The sequence below is a fragment of the Vibrio sp. SCSIO 43132 genome, assembly GCF_019904195.1.
Taxonomy (GTDB): domain Bacteria; phylum Pseudomonadota; class Gammaproteobacteria; order Enterobacterales; family Vibrionaceae; genus Vibrio; species Vibrio nigripulchritudo.
The window spans coordinates 1701344-1725599 of sequence record NZ_CP063200.1 but is presented as its reverse complement, the minus strand read 5'-3'; the positions used below and the strand labels follow the sequence as shown (position 1 = coordinate 1725599).

22 protein-coding genes are annotated in these 24256 nt (G+C 44.8%); 11 read left to right on the top strand and 11 right to left on the bottom strand.

Going from position 1 to position 24256, the window contains the following annotated elements:
• Positions 1–28 precede the first annotated feature (28 nt).
• Positions 29–1282 carry an L-methionine/branched-chain amino acid transporter gene (yjeH, locus tag INR79_RS26055; RefSeq protein ID WP_223097739.1) on the bottom strand — a complete coding sequence of 418 codons (1254 nt, stop codon included), beginning with the start codon at positions 1280–1282 and terminating at the stop codon, positions 29–31.
• Between the two features lie 159 nt (positions 1283–1441).
• On the opposite strand from yjeH, the gene INR79_RS26050 reads away from it, so the two are divergent.
• On the top strand, positions 1442–1879 hold the full coding sequence (locus tag INR79_RS26050) for an Lrp/AsnC family transcriptional regulator (protein WP_004408753.1): 438 nt from the start codon (positions 1442–1444) through the stop codon (positions 1877–1879).
• On the opposite strand, the gene INR79_RS26045 is transcribed toward INR79_RS26050, so the two are convergent.
• The gene (locus INR79_RS26045) at positions 1876–3327 is read right to left on the bottom strand and encodes a PLP-dependent aminotransferase family protein (protein WP_223097737.1); all 1452 of its coding nucleotides are present in this window, start codon (positions 3325–3327) and stop codon (positions 1876–1878) included. The two genes, INR79_RS26050 and INR79_RS26045, sit on opposite strands and share 4 nt — an antisense overlap.
• Positions 3328–3429: 102 nt before the next feature.
• Here INR79_RS26045 and INR79_RS26040 point away from each other — a divergent pair, with 102 nt between their 5' ends.
• Positions 3430–4341 (top strand): DMT family transporter, encoded by a 912-nt coding sequence (locus tag INR79_RS26040; protein WP_223097736.1) that lies wholly within the window; start codon positions 3430–3432, stop codon positions 4339–4341.
• A gap of 70 nt (positions 4342–4411) precedes the next feature.
• Here INR79_RS26040 and INR79_RS26035 read toward each other — a convergent pair whose 3' ends face one another.
• Complete coding sequence (locus INR79_RS26035) at positions 4412–5950, bottom strand: hypothetical protein (protein WP_223097734.1); 1539 nt, start codon at positions 5948–5950, stop codon at positions 4412–4414.
• A gap of 1 nt (position 5951) precedes the next feature.
• Positions 5952–7079: a hypothetical protein gene (locus INR79_RS26030; protein WP_045965023.1), complete on the bottom strand. Its 1128-nt coding sequence runs from the start codon at positions 7077–7079 to the stop codon at positions 5952–5954.
• 234 nt (positions 7080–7313) lie between these two features.
• On the opposite strand from INR79_RS26030, the gene INR79_RS26025 reads away from it, so the two are divergent.
• On the top strand, positions 7314–7928 hold the full coding sequence (locus INR79_RS26025) for a LysE family translocator (RefSeq protein WP_022597861.1): 615 nt from the start codon (positions 7314–7316) through the stop codon (positions 7926–7928).
• Between the two features lie 406 nt (positions 7929–8334).
• Positions 8335–8874 carry a GNAT family N-acetyltransferase gene (locus INR79_RS26020; RefSeq protein WP_022561699.1) on the top strand — a complete coding sequence of 180 codons (540 nt, stop codon included), beginning with the start codon at positions 8335–8337 and terminating at the stop codon, positions 8872–8874.
• A 24-nt stretch (positions 8875–8898) separates the two neighbouring features.
• Here INR79_RS26020 and INR79_RS26015 read toward each other — a convergent pair whose 3' ends face one another.
• The 5 genes from INR79_RS26015 to xdhA are packed head-to-tail and all read right to left on the bottom strand — an operon-like array spanning position 8899 to position 15447.
• Positions 8899–9393, bottom strand: a complete 495-nt coding sequence (locus INR79_RS26015; RefSeq protein ID WP_262415480.1) for a GNAT family N-acetyltransferase — start codon at positions 9391–9393, stop codon at positions 8899–8901.
• Positions 9394–9406: 13 nt separating this feature from the next.
• Positions 9407–10714 carry a guanine deaminase gene (gene guaD, locus INR79_RS26010; RefSeq protein WP_223097728.1) on the bottom strand — a complete coding sequence of 436 codons (1308 nt, stop codon included), beginning with the start codon at positions 10712–10714 and terminating at the stop codon, positions 9407–9409.
• Positions 10715–10739: 25 nt separating this feature from the next.
• A complete protein-coding gene (gene xdhC, locus INR79_RS26005) occupies positions 10740–11585 on the bottom strand; it encodes a xanthine dehydrogenase accessory protein XdhC (protein WP_223097727.1) in 846 nt (281 codons plus the stop codon).
• Positions 11586–11606: 21 nt separating this feature from the next.
• Entirely contained in the window at positions 11607–14006 is a 2400-nt protein-coding gene (xdhB, locus tag INR79_RS26000; protein ID WP_223097726.1) for a xanthine dehydrogenase molybdopterin binding subunit, read from the bottom strand.
• Entirely contained in the window at positions 13999–15447 is a 1449-nt protein-coding gene (xdhA, locus tag INR79_RS25995; RefSeq protein WP_223097725.1) for a xanthine dehydrogenase small subunit, read from the bottom strand. Before xdhA ends, xdhB begins: the two co-directional genes overlap by 8 nt.
• A 350-nt stretch (positions 15448–15797) precedes the next feature.
• Between xdhA and INR79_RS25990 the strand changes: the two genes are divergently transcribed.
• A complete protein-coding gene (locus INR79_RS25990) occupies positions 15798–16340 on the top strand; it encodes an outer membrane beta-barrel protein (protein WP_223097724.1) in 543 nt (180 codons plus the stop codon).
• A gap of 965 nt (positions 16341–17305) precedes the next feature.
• Positions 17306–18499, top strand: a complete 1194-nt coding sequence (locus tag INR79_RS25985) for a M12 family metallopeptidase (RefSeq protein ID WP_223097722.1) — start codon at positions 17306–17308, stop codon at positions 18497–18499.
• Between the two features lie 93 nt (positions 18500–18592).
• On the opposite strand, the gene INR79_RS25980 is transcribed toward INR79_RS25985, so the two are convergent.
• Both INR79_RS25980 and INR79_RS25975 read right to left on the bottom strand, forming a co-directional pair.
• On the bottom strand, positions 18593–18976 hold the full coding sequence (locus tag INR79_RS25980; RefSeq protein ID WP_004397992.1) for a hypothetical protein: 384 nt from the start codon (positions 18974–18976) through the stop codon (positions 18593–18595).
• A 190-nt stretch (positions 18977–19166) separates the two neighbouring features.
• The gene (locus INR79_RS25975) at positions 19167–20246 is read right to left on the bottom strand and encodes a nuclear transport factor 2 family protein (protein WP_223097720.1); all 1080 of its coding nucleotides are present in this window, start codon (positions 20244–20246) and stop codon (positions 19167–19169) included.
• A gap of 87 nt (positions 20247–20333) precedes the next feature.
• On the opposite strand from INR79_RS25975, the gene INR79_RS25970 reads away from it, so the two are divergent.
• The 5 genes from INR79_RS25970 to INR79_RS25950 all read left to right on the top strand — a co-directional run bounded on the left by INR79_RS25970 (position 20334) and on the right by INR79_RS25950 (position 23843).
• Complete coding sequence (locus tag INR79_RS25970; protein ID WP_223097718.1) at positions 20334–21242, top strand: LysR family transcriptional regulator; 909 nt, start codon at positions 20334–20336, stop codon at positions 21240–21242.
• Between the two features lie 143 nt (positions 21243–21385).
• The gene (locus tag INR79_RS28220) at positions 21386–21952 is read left to right on the top strand and encodes a hypothetical protein (RefSeq protein WP_262415428.1); all 567 of its coding nucleotides are present in this window, start codon (positions 21386–21388) and stop codon (positions 21950–21952) included.
• Between the two features lie 29 nt (positions 21953–21981).
• Complete coding sequence (locus tag INR79_RS25960) at positions 21982–22260, top strand: TfoX/Sxy family DNA transformation protein (RefSeq protein WP_004397998.1); 279 nt, start codon at positions 21982–21984, stop codon at positions 22258–22260.
• Between the two features lie 151 nt (positions 22261–22411).
• The gene (locus tag INR79_RS25955; protein ID WP_022597839.1) at positions 22412–23104 is read left to right on the top strand and encodes a penicillin-insensitive murein endopeptidase; all 693 of its coding nucleotides are present in this window, start codon (positions 22412–22414) and stop codon (positions 23102–23104) included.
• Between the two features lie 391 nt (positions 23105–23495).
• Positions 23496–23843: a hypothetical protein gene (locus INR79_RS25950; RefSeq protein WP_223097716.1), complete on the top strand. Its 348-nt coding sequence runs from the start codon at positions 23496–23498 to the stop codon at positions 23841–23843.
• Positions 23844–24256: the final 413 nt, after the last annotated feature.

The window sequence follows — 24256 nt, the reverse complement described above, 5'->3', positions numbered from 1 at the left end:
CCTTACATTTCAATTTAGTCGGGAGCCACTAATTGTAGATTGGTGGCTCTTTTCTTTTCCTGATAGGAAGCTGTAATAGCGCGAATATGATCAGAGCGTAAAGCATTGCCCATCCCAGGCAGGCGAAAACCAAAACACAGAGAACCAGAGACAGCCACGCCAGATTTTTCGAGAAACCGGTCAACAACTTCACTGCCGACAACATGGCAAGCAGATAGATAAGGACGAAAATGCCATTGGCCAGTTTCACAAACATCTCCAAATCCAGTCCAACCACGCGTCCCAATAGCAGGGAAAGCAACAGAGTAATACTGATTACGTAAGTCGCGTTTGCAGGTACGCCTCGGTTTGAAAGCTGAGCGAGTTTTCCCTCTGGTTTGTATTGACGAGCCTGACTCCAGAGCATGCGAGAGAGGCTTTGAAGATACAGATTCACGCTGGCGAAGCAGGCAAAAAATGCCACGACGCTGATTATGATTTTACTCTGTACACCGAAGAGCTGTTCTGTGATCAAGGGAATAGCTCCCGTTTCCATTTCAACACTTCCATAAGCCTGAAATTTGATGACCACAACAGAACACGCCCAGTAAGTTAAACCAGCAACAAAGCAGCCCAGCACAATAGCAATGGGGAAATCCCGCTTTGGATTTTTAAACTCTTCTCCCATGTGGGCAAAGGCTTCGATACCCACAAAACACCAGAACATAACCGCCAGTGCGGAGCCAACCGAAACCCAGTCGACAGAGGAGAAAGAGGGCATGGTGAGATCGGAAGGTTGAACCTCACCCTGCCAAAAAAACAAAATGATCAGGGTAAACAAACTCAGGGCAATCACGGTCTGGAGTTGAGAAGATGACTTACTGCCCAGAAGATTCACGCCCAATAGCAAGGCAACGGTCAGACATTCTGCAAGAAACTGACTTCGGATGGCTTCCGGAAGCCAGGGCGTAGCGAAACTGGCGGCTAATGAAACCGCAGCCGGAACTCCGACAGGGATGACGGACAAAAACAGCCAGGCAACACTTCGCTCTAACTTGGCGTTAAAAGCCAGCCTAACAAAATGTGCCGTACCGCCAGCATTGGGGAAATGTCTTCCTAACATGGCAAAGGTGAGGGCGATGGGGCAAATCGCGATAAAGAGAATGAGCCAGGACCACAAGGACGCTTTATCCGCAATTCCGGCAGTGATTGCCGGGATCATAAATAAACCTGTGCCAAGTAACGTCGTGGACAGCTGCCCAATACCAGAAAATAGGGTGATTTCTTTTTTTAATTCTTGCAATGCCTAATCCTTTAGAGAAACTTTAATGATGCATTTCACTTTCAGGCTATCTTTTTTATTAATAAGATACATCTGGCAAAGTGACGAAAGACGCCGTTAAAATGACACATTTCGCTGACACTTTGTGTCAGTGGTTAAAATAACAATACAGGAAAGCAATTGGATAAGTTTGATAAGGAAATTCTCGCCATTTTGGCAGAAGATGGTCGATGCTCAGTGAGCGATATTGCGCGCGAAGTGAATTTGTCTCGCAGCGCGGTAACGTCAAGGATGAAAAAGCTGGAAGAAGATGGCGTCATTCTTGGCTACCACGTGAAAATCGCACCACCAGAATCTTCAATTAATGCCTATATCGCGCTCTATTTTGACACTTCTCGCGCTGAACACAGCTGTGACAAGTACGGTTCAAAAGTCGGGGAAATACCCGAAGTGAAATGGGCCCATGCGATAAGCGGTGAAACCGATATGATGGTTTACATTGAAGCCCCTAGCATGAAGCGTCTGAACGAAATTCGGGATGAACTTCAGGCACTGCCGCATCTCAAACACCTGATTACCCACACTGTGCTGACTGAATTCTTCAATCGCCGCTTTTAATGCGGCGCTTGCTTACCCTTAGTAGCTTTCCCTACATAATGCGTTGCAGCTAACTCCGCAAATCTTCTGAGCCCTTTTTGCCAGTGCCTTGTTGGGGCAAACCGTGAAAAGCTCAATCGTACACACTGTTTAAATTGATCGCCTGTGGCAAAGACCGAACCCGGGAAAATGCTGATTTTCTCTTTTGAGCATTGCTCATACAGAAGGTCGCTGTCCATCCCCTCTGGGAATTCAATCCAGCATAAATAGTTGCCGTTTGATACGTTCATTGAATACAGATCTTTCAAGGCAGGCTGTTCGTCCAGTGACTCTCTAAGCCAGGTCACAAACTGCTTTTGCTTTTTGGAGTAGTTACGACGAATCTTCATCAGGTGCTGGCGATATTTCCCCGTAGACAAAAACTCGCCAACGGCTGTCTGAATGAGATTGAGCGATCCCATGTTATCGCTGAGAAGTCTTTTCTCTATCACACTTCGATAGCGTCCCGCGACCAGCCAACCCAGTCGAAGGCGAGAATCCAGCGTTTTAGACAACGAGCTGCAATAAACCACTCGCCCTCGCGTATCCAATGCTGCCAGAGACGGTAGTCTGGTATCGAAGTAGAGTTCTCCGAATACATCATCTTCAATTATTGGCAACTCGCCAGAGACATCCAACAAGCGTTGCCTTGCTTCTAATGGCATGACGGAGTTGGTTGGATTGCTGTAATTGGGAGTGACTAGTAGTGCTTTTATCTGCCATTTCTGGAGAGCCTGTTCAACGGCATCTACATCTATGCCTGTAACCGGGCAACTGGGGATCTCGATAACTTTAAGATCCAAAGATTCCATCAGCAATAAATTGCCAAAGTAACAGGGAGATTCAACGGCAACGATGTCACCGGGAGATGTCAGTGCCTGCAAGCTCAAACTGATGGCCTGTTGTGCTCCATGCGTGACGAGTATGTCACGCTCATTGCACTCAATCCCGTTGTCCAGGCAAAGGCTTCTGAGCTGAGTCACCAGCTTATGGTTACCGGGAGGCAGTTGATAGTGGCTGGGGATATGGGCTTGATACCGGCTTTGGCGCCCGATTTCGGCATACAGCGTTTTAATGGCAGGAAAGTCAGTATCAGGATGAGCGCAGCCCGCAGGCATTTGATGGTTTGCCAATGGGGTTTCAAGAAACTTCTTAGTGGTCTCCAGCAGGTCAACATACCCTGGCGCATCGACCTGAGAAGGGGCGTTTGATCTGGTTTCCTCCCGCACGCGATAGCCAGATCGTGGTTCTGCGTAGAGTGTTCGTGCGGCTTCGAGTTCCTGATACGCGCGTATAATCGTATTGCGAGAAACAGAGAGCTCCATACTGAGTGTTCTGATGGACGGGACTTTCTCTCCAGCTAACCAACGGTTTTTGGCTATCTGAGTGTGAATATACTCAATGACTTCCTGATACTTTTTGCTTCCCATCACTCGCCTTTCAATCTGTACCCGTCAACTTGCAACTAACTGTACCTTTTTTGTAAATCTGTATCCAATAAAGTAATCACAAAATAACTATAGGAGAGAGCTATGCCAACAAAATGGATTCCGTGGATCTTTGTTGTTTTGTGGGCTTCAGGATTTGTCGGATCTAAGTTGGGGCTTGAGTACACTGACCCCGCAACGCTGCTTACTGTAAGAACCGGACTGAATGTACTGATTCTCAGCACCTTAGTCGTATTATTAAGGCGCAAAGCTCTGCCAGCCCGAAAAGCGATGCATGCCTGCATTTCTGGTTTGATGATTCATGGTATGTATCTGGGAGGGACTTATGTCGCCATCAAGCTTGGTATGCCAGCCAGTTTAAGCGCACTTCTGGTTGGGTTACAGCCCATTATAACGGCGGTGGTTTTGGTGGTTGTCGGAAACACAGTGCTGCGCCCACTCCAATGGGGCGGTTTAATGCTTGGATTGGTCGGAATTTTCCTTGTGCTCCACGGCAAGATGGAATGGGTGGACGACTCCAATAAGCTGGGTTCCTATGCCGCGATAATCATTGCTTTATTAGGCATTACCTTTGGCACTCTCTATCAAAAGAAATTCTGTCAGGGAACCGATTTGGTTACTTGCGTAACTTGGCAATATCTCGCATCCCTGATTTTGTTTGCAGGCACGGCGTGGGTATTTGAGCCTCTTTATATTCACTGGACTCCCACATTTGTAGCGACGTTGACCTGGCTTGTGATTGTGTTGTCAGTACTGGCGGTATTGCTGTTGCTCTACATGGTCGAGCACGGCGAATCGGAAAAAGTCGCTTCCACGTTTTACCTTGTGCCACCTGTGACAGCGATTCAGGCGTGGCTGCTCTTCGATGAAAGCTTTGATTTGATGGGAGTAGTAGGGTTCGGATGTGCCGCATTAGCGGTATATCTGGTGGCTTCCAAAGGAAAGCCCAGAGTTGCCGCTTCTGAAGAGACGGCTAAGTCAAAATGTGTTTCTTAGCCAGCCCAATGTAAATAACAAACCACCTATATGAATAGGTGGTTTATACATTATGTTCAGCCGTTACTAATTAATTTGCAGGGGGAGTGAGAGCTCGAGTATCTAAGCTAAGATCCTGAAGATTTGAAAGCCTTAACGCATAGCGATCCAGTTCTACCTGAACCTCCTGATCAAACTCTTTTTCTAACTGCGATAGGCTCGTTTCGTAATCCTTCTGCTTTTGTTTCTGAGCCAATAACTGGGTTTCCGACGCTACGGCTAGGTCGATGGTATTCATTAGCTCAGACCATTTAGCTAAGCGGCTCCCTTTGTTCTGCGAGAACAATAACGGATCACTTTCCAACTGATTCTGCCAGTAAGTTTTCATTGCCGATAGTTTGCTTGTGTCTCCACTTTGTGAAGGTGTGCATAAACCACTGCCGTCTCGGACTCCTTCAGAAGAACTTTTAAGCACATTGCAGAGTGCCAGTTTTGCTTTCTTGGCATTCTCTTTTTGCACTTCCAGTTTTCCGGTTAATACTGCTTCATCTTCTTGGGGTTTAGCCTCTTCGATTTGTGCCTTTTTATCCGAATAACTTTGCTTAATGTCTTTTAGAGCCAAAATGGTTTCTTGTCTGAGAGTAGTAACCTGTTTTTCAGCAATATCGTTTGATGTACTGGCTGAGTCGCCAAAGGCAATGCTCTCTGCAAAAGCGGTGAGCCTTTTGGATGACTCTAAGCTGTTGATCGAGACGGGTGTGGCGGTTCCTGAAGCGATCTTTGCCGCAGAAGACAATGCTTTGAGAGAAAGATCCTGATAAGCCTTTAGTAATTCTTCGGGGTTAGAATCAAAGCTTTTTAAGGACCAGTTACCTATGTCGTCCTTAACAAAGGCTGTTGCTACGTCTCCCATCCCGGAACTGTGTACGTGGTTAATCCGCTGCCAGTACTGTTCGCTCAATAGCGCATCGGCCAAATTAGGTTCTGCGAACCTGTCTGCTCGTTTGAAGTTGCATGGCTCGTTTTTGATTGTTGTAGGAAGTGCATCGCTGGTGTTATAGCAGTACTCAATAAACAGCGATGGTGACGCTTCTGCCAAATAAGCACTGAGCGGCAACAAATGGCGATTTTCGCCTTTAAGCTGTTGTAACAAGAGTTCACTACGAGAAAGGAGATTACGAGCCAGAATGACGGTTCTTTCTATGCCAATACCGTCTATTTCCTTGATATCTTTCCACAATGCTTCGGAGTATGCATTCTGAAGTACTCGGCTTGCGCAATATGCATAGCTTTCAAGTTTTTTGACTTGCTCGTCATGGCTAACCGAGCCCCTTAGCGTTGGTTTTTCCAGTTGAAATTTTGGGCTCGAATCAATCACCTCGTAAGAGGACCTTTGGTCACCATCTCTGTGTTCCTCGACACTAATGATTTCTTTTTTATCATTTTGGTTGACGACAACCCTTAAATCTTCAACACATACAAGTCGTGCCAAAACCTGAACTTCTTGCCATTGCACTTCTTTTGATTTGGACAGCGGTCCCTGATAAACGTCTACCGCAACTTCCATAGAGCTGCCCGCGCAGCCTGAAAGAGCGAACACTAAGGCAATGAGAGCGTAAAATTTATTCATTTTATTTTTCCTCCCCATCAGCTTCCGGTTGGTCTTCAAGTGACTGAATTAATTCGTCTACCTTAGTTTCCCATTCTTGTTCTGCTCTCAGGAAAGATATTTGAGAACGAAGTATGCGTTGAATTTCGTCCTGATACGGCTTCTCATTCAGGCGTGTCTGATTGTGCGCTTGCGTCATTTTTTGCGACAGTTCGGACATTGTCGATATCAGAGGTTTCTCTGAGGTGTACATTGCGAGCAAAAGCCTTTCTTCCGGATCGAAGTGCTTCCAACCCTCGGGACCAAGAATCAGAAAACCATGATTGCGTGAGAATCCGGGCGGGCAATCGCTCCTTGAATAGGTGGTTTGTGCAACCTCTTTGGCGTGCTGTTGCTTTGTTTCGTCGGTAATAAATTCAGCAAATACAGAGTTTGCGGATATTACCCCAGAGTCTGGGAGAAAGTTCTCTTGCTGGGCTGAGGTGAGAGCTTGGAAAGAAGCCTGCTTTCGGATGCTGTTTTTATCTGCTTCAGATAAAGAAATAGGGGGGATCACTTTGGTATGACCGTAAAGAAATTTGAATATTTCTTCTTTGGCACTCTCAAGCTGGTTTCTCTGGTTTCGATAACTAGTGATCAGCTCCATGTCTCTGTCTTTTTCGGCTTTTTTTTCTTCCGCTGCCAGCTTTTCTTCAATTTTTTCAATAGCAAGAGTAATGTCGGATAGCTTGGATTTTTGTTCCGATGAAGTGTTAATACTCGCTTGATTGCCTGATGATACCAAGTCGAATTTGTTTGTGTTTTTGTTGAAGGTGACGGTACTGGAAAAAGGGTCAATTTGGCTTGCGAGTAATGTACCCGCTTCAAATTTCACATTGCTCCATTCACTTGCTTTACCAGTTAAAGTAAAGCGGTACAAAGTATCACTAAGCATGTATTTGTTGCTGTTTAGCCCGTCCTTATTCGATAGCATTTTAGGCTTTGGTGGCTCACAGGTATTGATGACCCTGAAAAAATAGTTGGTTTTAAACCTAACCCAGTCTTCCTTATGATTAGGTAAATTTCCGTGACGCCATTTCACATTCGATGACATACAACCCGTTAAAATGAACGTACTGAGGAAAATAAAAAAACCGATTTTGTTGATCATTCACGCCTCCTTGCGTTTATACCCAATTAAACCGATTGAATAGTATAAAAGCTGCGTTATATAAAATTGTGATATGCATCCAATAAACTATATGAATGTAAATTTTATGTTAATTTTTATTTTTCTCAATAAGTTGACGGTCCAGCCATTTTGGATGCTAAGAAAACTTGCAAGTGGGTGGTGCTAAATGAGAAAGTGTCGGGCTCTTGCGGTTAGAAAGAAAAGGAAGTACCGATGACTTTCAGCGTTTGGCTATCTTTGTTTGCCATTTGTTTACTTGGAGCAATGTCTCCGGGTCCAAGCTTAGTGATGGTTTCTAAGCATACTCTGGCTGGTGGGCGAGTGAATGGGTTAGCAGCGGCATGGGCGCATGCGATTGGCATTGGTATTTATGCACTAATTACCATTGTTGGTTTAGCCGTGGTATTGCAGCAGTCACCGATCTTATTTAAAACCATCAGTTATGCTGGTGCCGCATACTTGGCTTACTTAGGGTTCAATGCACTAAGATCCAAAGGTGGTGTCGCTGCGCGCCTAGAAGCGGGAGAAAAGGTATCAATTCTTGCTTCAGCCCGAGAGGGTTTTCTGATTTCCATTCTTAGCCCCAAAATAGCTCTGTTCTTCATTGCATTATTCAGCCAGTTTGTGGCATTGGGTAACGATCTCTTTAATCAATTTGTGATTGTCGCGACGCCTCTTATTGTCGATGGTGTGTGGTATACGCTGATTACGTTGTTGCTTTCCATGCCTTTGGTTATCGACAAAATTCGTCAGAGAGCCGTGCTGATTGACCGTATTTCAGGCGTTATTCTTATCGCGCTTGCACTTCGCGTTGTGTGGGTCGTCTGACCCACACGCAACAATTTCCTTCCCTGTCAGGTCTTATCTTTTAAGCATTACCGATTCTTGATTTAGAACCACTAGATCTTTAAATCAGCGTCTTGTCTGAACGCCAGTTGATTCTCTCTGAACCAAGCATTTTGGGATTACTTGGGTATAAATCGAATATATATGACTATAGGTTTATATATGATTTGGGATGATGGACTGGATATATATATTTTTGCTTACTATTTTTGTAGTCATATCGCTCAAAAATAGTGAGAAATGTGGTTAGTTTTGCTTTACTGTATTAAAACTATAACAGTTAAGGGCAGTAAGCCTGTAAAACTGAACAACAAGATGAGGTGAATTGGGCGTCAGTCCAAATGGAAATCACCCGAAAATGGAAGAATTTACACTCAAGGAGGGAAGAGTGGAACTAAGACAAGCCGAGTATCAGGATTACGAACGCATCGCCCAGCTTCACGCGAAAAGCTGGCAGCAAAATTACCGAGGATTGGTAACCGACGCCTATCTCGATCAGTACGCAGAAGATGACAGAATTGTTGTCTGGCAAACCAGACTGACCAACCCTTCATTTAATCAAAATGTGCTTATTCTCGAAAACGAAGGTGAGCTTTGCGGTTTCATCTGTGTTTATGGCAATCACAATTTTGAATATGGCACCATCATAGACAACCTTCACATCGATTCTGCTTATCAAGGGCACGGTTTAGGCACTAAGCTGATGCTGGAAGCCGCCAAGTGGGCAGAGAAGTACTTTCCAGATTCTGGTGTTTATTTGGAAGTTCTTGACCAGAACGTTGCGGCTAAACATTTCTATCTGGCTTTGGGCGCTACACAGTCTCACCTGAGTGATTGGAAAGCACCGTGTGGGTCGAAAGTTAAAGAAGCCGTATTTACCTGGACATCGCCTTCTATTCTGCTGCGAAAAGCAGAAACGTTTGTCTAGGTCAACAGACCCTAACTTTTAAGTTCAAAAGTCATATCGATAAAACTCGGTGTCGCCCTTGCCGTCTAAGGTTTTGGTGAAGCCGAGTTTTAGCAGTAGCGAAGCTGAAGCAACATTCGAGGTTTCAACTCCGCCTACTATTGATTTTGTTTCGGTGTAATCTGCACACCACTGAAGCAGTCCGTTGAGCATTTCTTTCGCAAACCCTTTCCCCTGAAAAGACTCCCCAAGCAAATATCCCAGATGCAGATTTTCTTTGTCTTCCTGATACAAAAACACAAAGCCCATTAGTTCATTACTTTCTATAGGCATTACAGAAAGAACCTGACCTTCCGAGAGTGCATTAGTTAGCCAGTTTTTTGCGGATTCTGAGTTTTCAATTCCCTGAAAATGAGGCGGAAGGGCATGGGTGACTGCTGGAGTAAGAATGCCAGGGATCTGCTGTAGAAAGTCGGGCTTACTGGCATCCGTAAGTTCAACTTTATTAATCTGAAGCCGATCTGTCTGAAAGAGCTGCATGTTTTTCACGGTATTACTCCGAGGGGTAAGTACGATTTCCCATAATATACGTTTCAGAGACTGTCCTGTCGTCGCCAAGACTCATCAAAACGAACAATTTCTCTTCCAGCGTTTTGGCTTGGTTCATTCGGAATTTCATTAGTTGGGTTGCATGAAGATCCAGCACCACAAAATCCGCCTCTTTACCCACGGCAAGGTTTCCGATTTTGTCATCCAGATGCAGAGCTTTGGCTCCGCCTAATGTAGCTAAATACAGGGACTTTAATGGGTGAAGCTTTTCCTGTTGTAGCTGCATGATTTTGTACGCTTCACTCATGGTTTGCAAAATAGAGAAGCTGGTGCCTGCACCTACGTCCGTGCCCATGCCTACTCGAATACCAAATTCTTCCATTTTGTTAAGCCTAAACAGCCCGGAACCTAGAAAAAGGTTGGAGGTAGGGCAGAATGCAATCGCTGATTCTGTCTCTGCCAGACGGTGGCATTCACAATCTGACAGATGAATGCCATGCGCAAATACAGAACGTTTATGCAGCAAACCGTAGTGATCGTATACATCCAGATAGCTTTTGCGTTCCGGAAACAACTCCATTACCCAGTCGATTTCTTTCTGGTTTTCTGAAAGGTGCGTATGCATGTAAACGTCTGGATATTCTTCTAAAAGCTTACCTACAGTTGCCAGTTGATCGTTGGTGCTGGTAGGTGCAAACCTTGGTGTGACGGCGTAATGCAAGCGAGAGCGTTTATGCCATTTCTCTATTAGCGCTTTCGAGTCGGTGTAGCCGGATTCAGGCGTATCGGTTAATGATTCTGGCGCATTTCTGTCCATCAACACTTTGCCCGCAATCATTCTTAAATTCCGTTTCTCGGCTTCTTCGAAAAAAACATCTACCGATGCTTTATGAATGGTGCCAAACACAAGCGCGGTTGTAGTGCCGTTACTCGCCAGTTCATCCAGAAAAAGGGTGGCCACTTCTCGCGCGTATTCAGGATCTTTAAATCGAAGTTCCTCTGGAAAGGTGTAGTTTTCCAGCCAGTCAAGTAACTGCTCGCCATAAGATGCGATCATTCCGGTTTGTGGGTAGTGGATGTGCGTATCGATAAAACCTGAAGTGATGAGCTTGTTTTCGAATTCAGTAACTTCTATGGTTTCGGGTAGTCTTGGTAACAGCTGTTCTGCTTCGCCAATCTGGGTCACTAACCCGTTCTCAACAACCACGATACCGTCTTCAAAATATTGGTAAGAGTGTTCTAACCCTACTTCCTGTGGGTCAGCCACACTGTGTAGCACCGCGCTTCGAAAAGCGTGTGTTTTTGTTGTCATTTTGCTTCCTTTTGCCTTACGTCCGTTAGGCTTGTTTTTGTTGTATTTTATGGGACAAGTTGTTTGATGAAGGTTGAGCCTTACCGCGAATTTTGACCTCTTCTGCCTGATAGTGAGCAATCAGTTCACCAGCGACCGATACGGCAATTTCCGCAGGAAGTTTTCCCGGAACATCGCTGAGCCCAATGGGGCTGGTCATTGTTTCGAGCTGATTGTCCTTATAGCCTCGCTGTTTCAGCCTCATGTTGAACTTCTTACGTTTGGTTGCCGAACCAATGACCCCGAAGTAGCAACTGTCCTCTCTATCAAGAATAGCTCTTGTCAGGTCAAAATCGAGTTGGTGGTTGTGAGTCATCACCAGAAAGTAGCTGTTTTCATGGGCAAAGTTGACTTCGCCAACAGGGTCGTCACTGACCAGAACCTCGACATTAGCTGGCGTGTCGCTCGGAAACTCGTGTTCACGTTGATCAATCCATGAGATCTCAAAGTCCAGAGTGGCGACAACGTTAACCAGTGCCTTGGCGACGTGTCCGGCACCAAAAAGATACAGGTGCCTTTTGCGTGTTCCGATGGGTTCAAAACAAAGCGTTGCCATGCCGCCACAGCACTGACCCAAACGCGCCCCAAGATTGAACGTTTCAACGTTGACGTCGGTTGCTTTGTCTTCGAGCATTTGCCTGGCCATTTGGGTAGCAAGATGCTCAAGGTGACCGCCCCCGATCGTAGCGATTAACCTGTCTTCAGTTATCAGCATTTTGGTGCCGACTCCGCGGGGAACTGATCCGCGCTCATCAAGCACCGTAACCATTACGCAGGCTTGATTCGCTTTCTCAAGTTTCGCCAGTTCCTGAATCCAGTTGTCGTTGTACATAACTTTCCCTCGCGGATCCGATTATTTCTCTGATGCTGTCTCAGGTTTTGTTTGTGGTGTTGGCTGTGGCAACCGCACCTTTTCAATCGCCATCAACACGCGTTCTGGCGTAGCTGGCGTATCCAAATGAGGTCGGGCATCTCCCACTGCAACGGAACTGATTGCATTTTTCAGTGCGCTCCAGACAGACATGGCAAGCATAAATGGCGGCTCGCCCACTGCTTTAGAGTGAAACACCGTGTCTTCCGGGTTTTGTCGGTTTTGCAGAAGGTGCGTTCTGAAATCAATGGGCATATCAGCAACCGCCGGGATTTTGTAACTCGCGGGACCACTGGTGGTCAGCCTACCTTGTTCGTTCCATACCAGTTCCTCGGTGGTAAGCCACCCAGCTCCCTGAACAAATGCGCCTTCCACCTGACCAATATCGATGGCTGGGTTCAGAGATGCGCCTACGTCATGCAATAGATCCGCTCGCAGAATTTTGTACTCTCCCGTAAGCGTATCTACGATCACTTCCGAGCAGGATGCCCCGTAAGCAAAGTAGTAAAACGGTCTGCCCTGAGCTTTCTCATGGTCATAGTAGATTTTGGGGGTGCGATAAAATCCAGTGCTGGAAAGTGAAATTTGGTTGAAGTATGCCAGTTGAATGAATTCATCGAACTCAATGAGATTCTCGCCAGCCTGAATCACACCATTTTTAAACTTCACCTTTTCAGGCGCTACTTTGAAGTGTTCCGCCGCAAAATTTACCAGTCGTACTTTGATATTTCGGGCAGCATTCTGCGCCGCTTTACCATTCAGATCCGTACCTGAAGATGCAGCTGTCGGAGAAGTATTGGGCACTTTTTCAGTGTTGGTTGCCGTGATTTGAATGCGACTGATGTCGACCTGAAACTCTTCGGCAACGATTTGCGCTACTTTCGTATTCAGCCCTTGCCCCATCTCTGTGCCACCGTGGTTAAGGTGGATACTGCCATCGGTATATATGTGAATCAGAGCGCCCGCCTGATTGAGGAAAGAAGCCGTAAACGAAATACCAAACTTCACTGGGGTAATGGCCAGCCCTTTTTTCAATATTGGGCTTTGCTGGTTAAAGGCGTCGATTTCTTTCCGGCGTTTATGGTATTCACAGCTTTCCGCCAACTGCTCGGTGATTTCAGGCATGAAGTCGCTGTCTTCCACTGTCTGAAAATAGTGGGTAACGTTTCTTTCGTCTTTTCCGTAGTAGTTTGCGCGTCTCACATCAAGCGCGTCTTTTTTCAGATAGCTCGCTATCTCATCCATGATGTGCTCAATGGTCATCATGCCTTGAGGACCACCAAACCCACGAAATGCTGTGTTCGATGCCGTATTGGTTTTACAGCGATAACCGGTCACCGTCGCATCCCCAAGGTAATAAGCGTTATCGGAATGAAACATTGCTCGATCAACAATAGAGCTGGAAAGATCCGGCGAATATCCGCAGTTACCTGCGACATCTATCTCAATGCCTGTAATGACCCCAGCGTCATCAAACCCAACCTTGTATCGGTTAAAAAATGGGTGGCGTTTGCCCGTCATCATCATGTCGTCGGATCTGGACATTCGCATTTTGGTCGGTCGACCCGTTAACTTGGCGACAACCGACGCCATGCAAGCCTGATAGGAAGACTGAGTTTCTTTTCCTCCGAAGCCTCCTCCCATTCTTCGCACGTCGATCAGAACTTTATGCATAGGCACACCAAGTACGCTGGCAACGAGCTTTTGAATTTCGGTTGGGTTTTGGGTGGAGGAGTGGACAATCATGCCATCATCTTCGGTGGGCATGACCGTGGCGATTTGAGTTTCCAGATAAAAGTGCTCTTGCCCACCAACGTGTAGGCTGCCTTCTAATACATGTTTGGCTTTGGCGAGGGCAGCTTTGGAGTCCCCCCGCTTTTGCTGGTGGGTATCGGTAACAAACAGGCGTTTTTCGAGTGCTTCTTCCACATCCAGTGCAGCAGGCAACACCTCATATTCGATCTGTGCAGCTTGCGCGGCTTGTCTCGCGACGTCAATGTTTTCCGCTGCAACAGCAATAACTGGTTGTCCGACGTATTCGACTTTGCCATCTGCGAGCAGAGGATCCCCGGGGAAGATTGCACCTATGTCCAAATTACCGGGTACGTCTTCACTGCTTATCGCAATCGCAACACCTTCGAATTCATAGCAGGGGGAAAGGTCGATACTCATAATGTTTGCGTGGGCATGTGGGCTGAGCAGGGCGTACACGTGAAGCTGATTTGGGAATTCCAGCTTGTCGTCGATATAAATCGCTTCGCCAGTAACCTGTTTTGACGCGCTGTCGTGTTTAACACTTTTACCTACGCCAGTTTTTAGATCCTGTTTGAACAGAGCCACCATCTCTTCGTGGCTCATGGCTGTTTTCGGCGCACTAGACATAAGACGTTACCCTGGTTTCAATTTGGTTGTGTGAATGAGTGGATTCAATGTAAAAACGTCGCAACAGGTTTGCGGCTGCCAAAGCGCGATATTCTCTGGTTGCACGGAAATCGCTCAGAGGCTCGAAGTCATCCACGAGCTTCTTCATCGCATCAAGAATGCTATTTTCATTCCAGTCCTGACCAATCAACGCGTTTTCACAGTGCTTTGCACGCTTAGGGATCTCCGCCATTCCGCCAAAAGCAATACACGCTCGGGTCACTTTTCCATTCTGAATGGTCAGGTTGAACGCGCCACAAACGGCAGAAATGTCGTCATCCAGTCGCTTAGAAAGCTTGTAAGCCTTAAAGGTATGTTCAGGTTGGAGCAGAGGGATGTGAATCGATTCAATGAATTCCCCGGGCTTTTGCGCCGTGACCTTGTACCGAATGAAGTAGTCTTCCAGAAGCAGAGTTCGGGTTTCATTGCCACATCTTAGGGCTACTTTTGCACCTAATGCGATCAGCAATGGGGGAGAATCGCCAATCGGGGAGGCGTTCGCAATGTTGCCACCGAGTGTTCCCTGATTTCGTATCTGAAGCGAAGCAAAGCGGTGAAGCAGTTCACCAAAGTCTGGGAAGTGTTGAGAAAGTGCTTGATAAGCGTTGCTGAGTGTCACATTCGCGCCAATCACAAGGCTATCATCCACAAGTTTGCACTCTTTCATATTGGCAACAGAAGCTAAGCTGATGAGTGTTTGAATGGGTTTGTGAAATTGCGTGACTTCAAGTGCGAGATCGGTTCCACCCGCGACAAGTCTGGCATCTGGATTAGCCACAAGTAGTGACGCCAGTTCATCCGTTGAGGTAGGCAGATAAGATTGAAAATTCCCAAAGATAAGCTCACCTTTCTGAGCCGAAAGCTGATTAAGGTGCGCAATGGTTTTTTCTTCTAATGCAGAAAACTGATCTCTCAGGTTTTGATTGCTATTGAGTGAAAGTGCCGCATCAACAATCGGTCGGTAACCAGTACAGCGACAAAGGTTGCCCGACAACGCTTCCATGACATCGTGTTTTGTCACTTTTGGTTTGTTTTTCAGTAAGGCAAACATCGACATAATGAAGCCGGGGGTACAAAAACCGCATTGTGAGCCGTGGAATTCCACCATGGCTTGCTGAACTGGGTGAAGGCAACCGCTGGGGTCTTTAAGATCTTCTACAGTGATTAACTGTTTGCCATGAAGTGATGAAACAAACGTCAGACAAGAGTTCACCGATTGATAAACCAACCTCCCATCAACGACTTCCCCAAGTACCACAGTACACGCACCGCAGTCCCCAGAGCCACAACCTTCTTTTGTTCCCGTTTTCCTTAACTGGGTTCTCAGGTATTGCAAAACGGTGGTATTGGGAGACAGACCTTCAATGTGTTGTACAGACTGGTTTAACAAAAACGATATCACGAGTCCTCCTGCGTGATAAAAACTGACCCATTGGTCAAGTTTTGAATAATCTGACCAGAAGGTCAACATTTTGTTAACAAATGAAGAGTTCGTCTTAAAGATTGGATAAGTGGGTCACTTGGATATAAATAACTATAAACATTACTGAGTGATTGCCGTTAAAGAATAGCTGGTTGAATATCGTCCACTGTATTAGAGCGTTTTCGTGTTGGTGTAATCCTGATTTCATGGCTCTTACCAAAAACAGATGTTAAGCAAGTTTCACCGGCTAAATTATGCGTCTTGACATTAGTTGATTAAATATCTCTAGTTTCAGACAGTTACGGTTCGCCTATCTAGGATTAATAGATATGAAAAACATCACTTTCTTGCTTGCCACACTTTTATCTACTTCCACCCTCGCAGCTAACCACCATTTGGGCATCAAACTTGGTGGAGCAGCCATCAATAATGATGATTCAGGCGATGTGGGGGTTGCAGCCCAATTCGAATATGCCTATCAATTCCATCCCAATTTTTCTGCTGAAATTGGTTATGCAACCGCTTCGGGAGTGACCAACGCCATTGTGACCGGTGCACTTACCGACAACACAGAAACGTTTGAGTATGATGCGACCTTTGCTGGTTTGAAGGCTAACATTGCTCCGGTGGGCTTTTTCAATTTTTATGCGATGGGTGGTGTCAGCCATTCCGATCTGCAACGCACACTCAAGCCTAAGTCTGGTGGAGCAGAAACGGTTGAACACCACAAAGGAGTAAACCCATATTTTGGAGGTGGAGCAGAGCTCATCATGCTGGATACATTTAGCCTCAGCTTGGACTATCGTCGCTTTATGTTTGAAAACAGCTATTACTCTGACACCATCTTAGCCGGGCTTAACTTCCGGTTTTAAAATCAGCCCCTCTCGACGAAAGAATAGAGAACTGGCTTTCAGACAATACGCCGATTTGAATATCTAGTGATTCCAAATCAAGCAATCGGTAACACAGTATGAAAGCCAGTTAAATTCGCTGTTGAGAGATCACCGGGTATATCTTGAAAACTTGAGTAATCATGTAAGCGTGTGGCTTACTGATGCTTACAGTAGAGGTGTCTGTTTCTGTGTTAGGGTCTGCCGTATTTTTTAGGAGAAGACCATGAAATCTGACAGTAATAAAAAGCCTCTTTTTAACCCGAACTATTACACCGTTATCGAGAGTAATAAAGCAAGATGGATGTTCTTAATCGCATTTATAATTGCATTGTTTGTGATTAAACTTAATTTTTAGCTATTAACGAGGGTAAAATAGTCGGGCTTACATGGATTAAATGAAACCCTAATACCAAAGTTAATATTTTAATCACAATGTAAGTTTGTCCTGCCTGTTATTTTTGTTATGATATAACATATCTTTAGTTTTTTATTTAAATAAACTATTTCACCCTGTCTGTTGTTATGGATTTGTCATTTTTTAAAATTCGTTCTTCTAATGATTGGTTTTAACTGGCTGTAAAATATAGATATTAATTTCTATGTTATCTCAGTGTTTGGTTATGTCATTAAATAATCATTGCTCAATATTAAGATTTGTCATTCAAAGCGATTTTATCTCTGTGACTTCTAGTCAATGATGAGTAAATAAGAAAGTAAAATTAAATATATCCTCATTTCGTTAATTGAAATTCTCAATGTCTCTATTAATAATATTGACACCACTTCATTTTAATTTGATAGATAGTGTGCTGAGTTTTAAAACTTATATAACTTAGAGAAATATATCTTCTCTGAGTTTTTACCGTACTTAAAACTTATTTATAGGCTTATTTTTATAAGCCTAAATGCTGTGAAGTGGGTTCAAAAAATATATGGAGATAATAATGAAACTAAATGTAGTTATACCCGTATCTGTATTGACCTTGACTCCAATAATCGCTGTTGGTGCCAGTGAATCAGATGTAAATGCAACTGTGCCGATCCTGGATACACAGCAAACCCATATTATAGGGACGAATGATGTTGTGTCTTACGATGTAAAATCACTAGAAGGCGGTGAAGCGGCGGTTTTCCAGGGCGATATTGTGCTGGGTAATGCCAAAGATGTTCAGAACCTGGGTGTTCAACCGATGCGCTTTGCTAACGATGGTGAAGTGACGGGATATGCGTCGTGGAGTGGTCACGCTAAGTGGCCAAATGGCGTCGTTCCATATACCATTGCAAGCAACATCCCTGCTCACGACGTCGCCTCAATTAAAGAGGGGATGCGCTGGATAGAGAACGTATCGAACGTCCGCTTTGTTGAAAGAAGCAATCAGACTGGTTACGTACGCATCATTCGGGATCGAGGCTGTTATTCGTCGGTGGGTTACACCGGTCGAGCGCAAAACCTGTCTATTGGACAGGGCTGTGGCACGCCGGGTATCGTGGCTCACGAATTCCTGCATGCGTTAGGTTTCTGGCATGAACAGTCGCGTGCAGACCGTGACCAGTACGTAAACATCCACTGGAACAATATTGAACAGGGCAAAGAGCACAACTTCCGCAAGAAAGGAGCGGTGACGACGTCTATCGGTCCTTACGATGTTCGCTCCATCATGCATTACTCTTACCGATCTTTCAGTATTAACGGTCAGCCGACCATCACTTCTAAAGATACCTCTGTGCCGAACAACCAGCTAGGTCAGCGCCAGCGTTTGACTGAGCATGATATTGCGGCACTTCAGGAAACTTATGGTGGTGGTGGCACCACTCCACCAAATCCAGGCGGTCCGGAGCCAATTAATGAAACTCTTACCAATATAGGAGTAGAACGCGGTGCATGGCATCACCACGTGCAGGAGATCGGCAGTGGATATAAGAAGCTGACGATCACCACATCGGGCGGTTCTGGCGACGTAGATTTGTACGTTCGAAAAGGTTCCCAGCCTACGCTTTCACAGCATGACTGCCGACCTTGGCGCAATGGTAATGCTGAGAGCTGTGTGATTGATAACCCGGGAGCAGGTAAGTGGCATATTGGTATAAATGGCTACCGTGCGAGTTCTGGTGTCACTGTTACCATCAAAGCTGAGTAATTCCGCTTAGTTCAAAACAATATTCCTTCATGCAAACAAAAGCCAGCCTGTTGAATAGGCTGGCTTTTTATTGTTGTTATAGGCGCGAGTAATTTAAATTTTTGATACGTCGTAGCCAGATTCTCTTAACAAATCACGTTCTTGTTTGATCAACTGAGCGCGATCTTCAATCAGTTCATGTAGCGCCTGAGAAGGTTTCGCCGCGAAGGATTTAAAATCTTCAAACGATTCTGCGGCTTCCACCTCTTTAAACATGGCACTTACTGCATTGCGCGCTTCACAAGGGTCGGAGTCAGTTTTAAAGTAATCGACGCTATTCACAGCGTGTTTCATTTCTGCCAGAAGCTCTGCCGGGCTGTTGTCCAAAGCAATCAGCATGTAGTTGTTCAGCACGCGTTTAGCAAACAACAATTCTTTCAGTGGGATATCACGCCCGCTCACAATTAGGGACTGGCTGAGAATCGTATTTGAACTCATGGTTTTTCCTTAAACGAAAACAAAGGTTGGGCTAAATAAAAGAAGTTAAGATTGCATAACTTTCTGCATAATTTCAATATTTATCTAATTCGTATCGGTTAAGTACAAAAGTGGGCGTGAAATTCAGAGTGGCAGGTTGAGAGCGTCCTTGCTCTCTGGGTAGATATTGAGTGGTGGTTCGAAGGGGGTATTAACCTTTGTAAGGGTACGCAAAGATGTCGTTATTGTTTCTGCGGTTTGGCTGACCCCAGGTATTGAGCGCGACAACAGGTTTACCATCCGCATCTAACACCAGCTCACCTGCAGCATCTAACTCGTAGAACGACTTAACATCCTGGGCAATATTCCACTGCTCTACGATTTTTCCTGAATTGTTAAAGCGGAAGATATCGATGTGACCCGTTCCAAACTCATTGTCTGAGCCCACTTCGAGGTGTTTAGAGTGGACCAGGACCATATCACCCATAGCGATGGCTTTCGCCGGAGTTCGAACGAAACGCTTTTTCTGTCGAGCCGCTTCTTCCAGGCTATTTATGTGATCAAATTTACTGACTTGTGCGTCGGCTGTGTAGGCTATGAAATTGTCTGCCAGAAGGTATTCCAATTTAGCGCTGTCTTCTAAGTTATTGTATGTATTTACAAAGTACAACGCACGTTTGCGGTTGTGCTCTCTGTTTTGATTAGCGTCCATATTTACTTCAGGACCGGTAAAGTCCAGGTTCGGGCTCATGGTTTGATAGTGATCCCAGTGTTCGACCAGTTTGCCATTTTCAGTTCGCCAAATGTCGATGTACACATCCGTCGACACTTCGCCATTTTCACCCGTGGTTGCCCATGAAGAATGAATCGCTACGTAATCGTCCTCGGCTATTGTTCTAAGAACCTTGATTTCAGTTGTGTCTCTAATACCTTGAAGGTATTCGGTTAACTCGTTAAAAAGAGGTTCTGCACCATCGGGATAATCAGGAGAGTGTTGAATGTAAACGTCTCTGTCGATGTAGTTGTAATAAGTATCGTATTTGTGCTCGATCAGTGTTTCCTGGTAGAAGCCTTCCGCTGCAAACATAGATGCCATTGTTTCTGCAGAATAACGATATCGATTCTGATAGGACTGACCAGGGAAGCGAATTGGCTGATGCGTTTGAGACTGTTGAGAATACGACGCGACGCGTTGTTCGCCGGGGAAGTAAATTCTTTCGCCCTGTTGAGCAATGGCAGTACCAGACAGCGCTGCCATAATTAGGCTTGATAGTATGAGTTTCTTAGACATTTTTCTGTTCCTTATTATCATCTTGGGAGAAAACTCATCCTATTGAGTGTCTGAATGCCAAACAATATGACCATATGAATAGGTAATATGCACAAAACCGATTTCTTAGCTATAGATGGAAAACTGCTGACCCAGTTTCTTGCCATCTACGACTTCCAGTCAGTATCGCGGGCTGCTCAGCATCTGAACATCAACCAATCTTCTGCCAGCCATGCTTTGGAAAGGCTCAGAAAAATCCTTGATGATCCCTTATTTGTAAGAAGTGGAAGAGGGCTTATTCCCACTGAAAGGGCTGATATGGTCGCGCTTGATGCACGGGTTGTGCTCGCCAAACTTGAAGCCATGACGATCGACATGACTTACGATCCATCTTTGGACAAAGGTGAGTTCACCATTATGGCGAATGACTATGAGATTGAACACATTATCAAACCAGTATTCCCTATTTTTCAAAAGCAAGCGCCGGAGTTGACGATTCGTATCGTACACGCCATTTCAGGGTTGGATATTCCAACGGCGTTAAGAGAAGGTGTCGCGGATCTTGCCATTAACCCCGACATCGATATTGATGCCACAGACATTCGTCAAAAACGCTTAATCTCGGATCACGATGTGGTGTATTACGACCCCGATTTTCGAAGCGCTCCTCAGTCTCTCGATGAATACTGCCAAGCCCGACACGGGATCATCGTGTTAGGCGACATCAAGAAAACAGAGGCAGACAGCCAAATCATCGCTAAAGGCAAGCAAAGAAAGATCGCCGTAAAAACTGGGTCGTTTAATGTATTGGCGAGCTTGATTCGTGGTACCGATATCATTACCACCATGCCTTCTAATCTTGCTGATTCGATTTTTAAAGGGCTAGCACACTGCCCCGCACCAGTGGATCTGACACCGTATTCAATTGTGCAGCTGTGGCACCAGCAAAATAGCCATTCTGCGCGTCACAAGTGGGTACGTGAAACCATCCAATCGCCCTTTAGTACTGCAAAGTAGAAATAAACCAAGTCGAAATACATTCTTTACAGTCCAACTTCGTTAGGTGGGTCTAATGACCGTAATTGCATATTGTGGCAGCCTTTAGGCGTCAAATTCAGGGGTAAGAAAACGCCCGACTTAAAATAACGAAGGAATGTAAAATGAAAAATGCTATTTTTGGACTTTCTGTCCTTATGCTTGCTGGCTGTGCCAGTCAACCGCAATCAACTGATACGGCAACAACGGATCTGAATTCTTCTCAGTGTGTGGGCAGTATCGATTTACCTGAAAGACTCGCTCCGTATTTCGAAGTTGTAGAAGACGAAGCCTTGCTAAGCAGCGCGTTGGGTGCCCCTGAAGAAGGGAAACTGTGTCAGGGTAAGGTGTACCAAAGCAAAGCTGGAACTCAGGTGACTTTGTATCGCGCCTGGAACAGTACCAACCCATACAGCCAGTTTGGTCAGTGGTGGGCATACGATTTACCAGCAGGAAAGGTCGCCAAGTACCGAGAAGACTATGAGATCTGTTATCAGTGGTCTCCTTTGGACAAATTAGTCACGTGTGAGTTAAAGGCAGGCGCCAAAGTGGTTATTGGAACAGGGCAGAGTGCAAAGTGTTCAGAATACCTCACCTACGATGTATCTGAATCGCAGCAAGTGTATATTGAAAACAGTCAGGACGAGGTTGCCAATTGTGCCGTGAAAGATGGAATTCTAGTTTGGGAATAGTTAGGTAAATAGGCTCTAGGAAACAAGATATGAGTAAAGGCGAGAAGCGTTTGAGGGATTTGAAAGGATTTGGTCCTAAAAGTGAGGAAATTCTGGCAACGGTGGGTATCCACTCCGTTGATGATTTCATGCTCGCCGATTCTTATGAACTTTATGCAAAGCTGAAAGCGAAAGTAAAAGGCACGGGGTTGAACTCCATCTACGCCATAATCGGAGCCAAGGAAAATATCGACTGGCGAGAAGTCGCTAAACAGCGCAAAACCGAAGTCTTAATGCGTTTAGACGAGATGGGGCTCGCGCCTAAGTAAAAATGCTTAAAAATAAATTATATAGCGCCACTTGTGGCGCTATTTCTTTCTGCTTCGCAAATTCCGTAAGTATACTGAAACTTCACTTCAGCCTGACACCCAGCCACAGATAGCATTGTCCAATGCCTTAGTGGTTTAAAAAGGAATTCAAATGCGCCCATCGACCGGATTATCCAAACTGTTTTTATCTCTCTCGATTCTTTCACTTCCCGTAATCGGTGCTCAAAAAAGCGTTTGCTTTGGAACAACCTCAAATGGGTCTTTAGAGGGAGGGGTAAAACTTCCACTCTATGGAGAAAACTTCGAAACCTACAGTTATACCGCAAGCGTAGCAGGGCGAACCTACGTACATTCTGAAGTGAAAGCCATTATTCTTTCTGCTTACAAGAATCTGGAGCAATCGCACCCAGACAAGGTATTCAAATACGCTGAAACAGGCTTTGAGGAAGGTGGAAAATTCAGCCCACACAAAACACACCGCAATGGCTTGTCGGTTGACTTCATGACACCCATGATCAACGAAGATGGGGAGTCTGTACACTTGCCGACGCACCCCTTTAATAAGCTAGGTTACGACATTGAGTTAGACAAAAAAGGCAGATACGACGGATTGGAAATCGACTACACCGCTTTAGCGGCACATCTGGTTGAACTCCATAAAGAATCGAAAAAACGCGGGCATGACCTATGGCGAGTTATTTTCGATCCCAAACTGCAAGCTGGGTTGTTCAAAACCACCTATGGCACCTACATTAAGGACAACATCCGGCTTTCTAAAAGACGTTCTTGGGTTCGACACGATGAACACTATCACGTTGATTTTATCGTCCCGTGCAAAAAGTAATGTGTTGTTTCCTTGTGATTAGTACAAAGTTATAGCCAAAGATAATTAAATGGGCTGTTGTGCTATTAACGTTTGTGACGGTTTGTGACTTATTACTGTAAACACTTCACTATATGTGTTTTTTGCTTTATACCTGCTTCTTTAATATTTATATCAAATAAATTTGGTGTTTATTATTACCCGATTATTTTCGCCATTACCTGACCTTATACATTACTTGATCTTTGTTCATATTCTTATTTTTAAGACGAAAGATAATGTTTAAATTCAGAGTCTTTTGTGTTTTATGTCTTAGATGGTGAGTATCCCCGAAAAATAACCACAGCTGTCAAAAGTGGAACAGTATCGGGATTAGACGATTTTCTCATCTTTAAACTCAGGAATTTTAACTATGCTAAAAACGGTTGTTGCTTTTACTTTTTCTATTTTATCTATATCCAGTTATGCAGCGTCGTGGACAAATGGTGACCAAACCGTTAAAGATATTGTTTGGGCACCTGACCAGCATGGATTTTACGTTGAAAACGCACAGTTTCACGACCCTGAGCGCTGCCGATGGTCTTCAAAAGAGAGCATGTACTTGTTTTCCTCCAACTTTGAAGTAACACAACCTCAGACCGTCGAGCGCCTTTTCGCAATGATTTTAGACTCACAGTCCACAGGAAAATCACTTTCAGTGTTAGTGGATGGTTGCGTGGGACAACACCCTAAAATTATTGGATTGAAGCTTAACAAGTAGATACTGTTTAAAATTCATTCCAAAAAATAGGGAGTATATCTATGCTTTCCCAATTGAATTTTTCGCAGTGTGTAAATTATACAAATATAGCACTTTTTAACTAAGGGAAATTAAGTGTCAATTTCGGCCACTTAATCTTAAATTTCTCAAATTAAAATAGTTGAATTTTTTCGTTTGCATTTTAGAACGTCGCCTTAAATTTAAAGGGGTTCGTCTTTAAAAGCACTTTATTGGTGGTTTTTCAACTCTATTTTATTGAGGTCTCCTTTGTGGAAAACAAAGGGTAATAATTAAATGTTGAATTATAAATCGAATTTTTATGATTTTTATTCATATGATTCGCTATCTCCTCATTCCTTGAGGATTTATTTTTCGTTTGGGAACTTAATCATTCGATTTTAGGTCGGATGAGC

Bases quoted from the DNA above. Each gene is read 5' to 3' on its own strand.
- INR79_RS26045 (WP_223097737.1), bottom strand. From the start codon at position 3,327: ATGGGAAGCAAAAAGTATCAGGAAGTCATTGAGTATATTCACACTCAG.
- INR79_RS26040 (WP_223097736.1), top strand. From the start codon at position 3,430: ATGCCAACAAAATGGATTCCGTGGATCTTTGTTGTTTTGTGGGCTTCA.
- INR79_RS26035 (WP_223097734.1), bottom strand. From the start codon at position 5,950: ATGAATAAATTTTACGCTCTCATTGCCTTAGTGTTCGCTCTTTCAGGC.
- INR79_RS26030 (WP_045965023.1), bottom strand. From the start codon at position 7,079: ATGATCAACAAAATCGGTTTTTTTATTTTCCTCAGTACGTTCATTTTA.
- INR79_RS26025 (WP_022597861.1), top strand. From the start codon at position 7,314: ATGACTTTCAGCGTTTGGCTATCTTTGTTTGCCATTTGTTTACTTGGA.
- INR79_RS26015 (WP_262415480.1), bottom strand. From the start codon at position 9,393: ATGCAGCTCTTTCAGACAGATCGGCTTCAGATTAATAAAGTTGAACTT.
- guaD (WP_223097728.1), bottom strand. From the start codon at position 10,714: ATGACAACAAAAACACACGCTTTTCGAAGCGCGGTGCTACACAGTGTG.
- xdhC (WP_223097727.1), bottom strand. From the start codon at position 11,585: ATGTACAACGACAACTGGATTCAGGAACTGGCGAAACTTGAGAAAGCG.
- xdhB (WP_223097726.1), bottom strand. From the start codon at position 14,006: ATGTCTAGTGCGCCGAAAACAGCCATGAGCCACGAAGAGATGGTGGCT.
- INR79_RS25990 (WP_223097724.1), top strand. From the start codon at position 15,798: ATGAAAAACATCACTTTCTTGCTTGCCACACTTTTATCTACTTCCACC.
- INR79_RS25985 (WP_223097722.1), top strand. From the start codon at position 17,306: ATGAAACTAAATGTAGTTATACCCGTATCTGTATTGACCTTGACTCCA.
- INR79_RS25980 (WP_004397992.1), bottom strand. From the start codon at position 18,976: ATGAGTTCAAATACGATTCTCAGCCAGTCCCTAATTGTGAGCGGGCGT.
- INR79_RS25975 (WP_223097720.1), bottom strand. From the start codon at position 20,246: ATGTCTAAGAAACTCATACTATCAAGCCTAATTATGGCAGCGCTGTCT.
- INR79_RS25970 (WP_223097718.1), top strand. From the start codon at position 20,334: ATGCACAAAACCGATTTCTTAGCTATAGATGGAAAACTGCTGACCCAG.
- INR79_RS28220 (WP_262415428.1), top strand. From the start codon at position 21,386: ATGAAAAATGCTATTTTTGGACTTTCTGTCCTTATGCTTGCTGGCTGT.
- INR79_RS25960 (WP_004397998.1), top strand. From the start codon at position 21,982: ATGAGTAAAGGCGAGAAGCGTTTGAGGGATTTGAAAGGATTTGGTCCT.
- INR79_RS25955 (WP_022597839.1), top strand. From the start codon at position 22,412: ATGCGCCCATCGACCGGATTATCCAAACTGTTTTTATCTCTCTCGATT.
- INR79_RS25950 (WP_223097716.1), top strand. From the start codon at position 23,496: ATGCTAAAAACGGTTGTTGCTTTTACTTTTTCTATTTTATCTATATCC.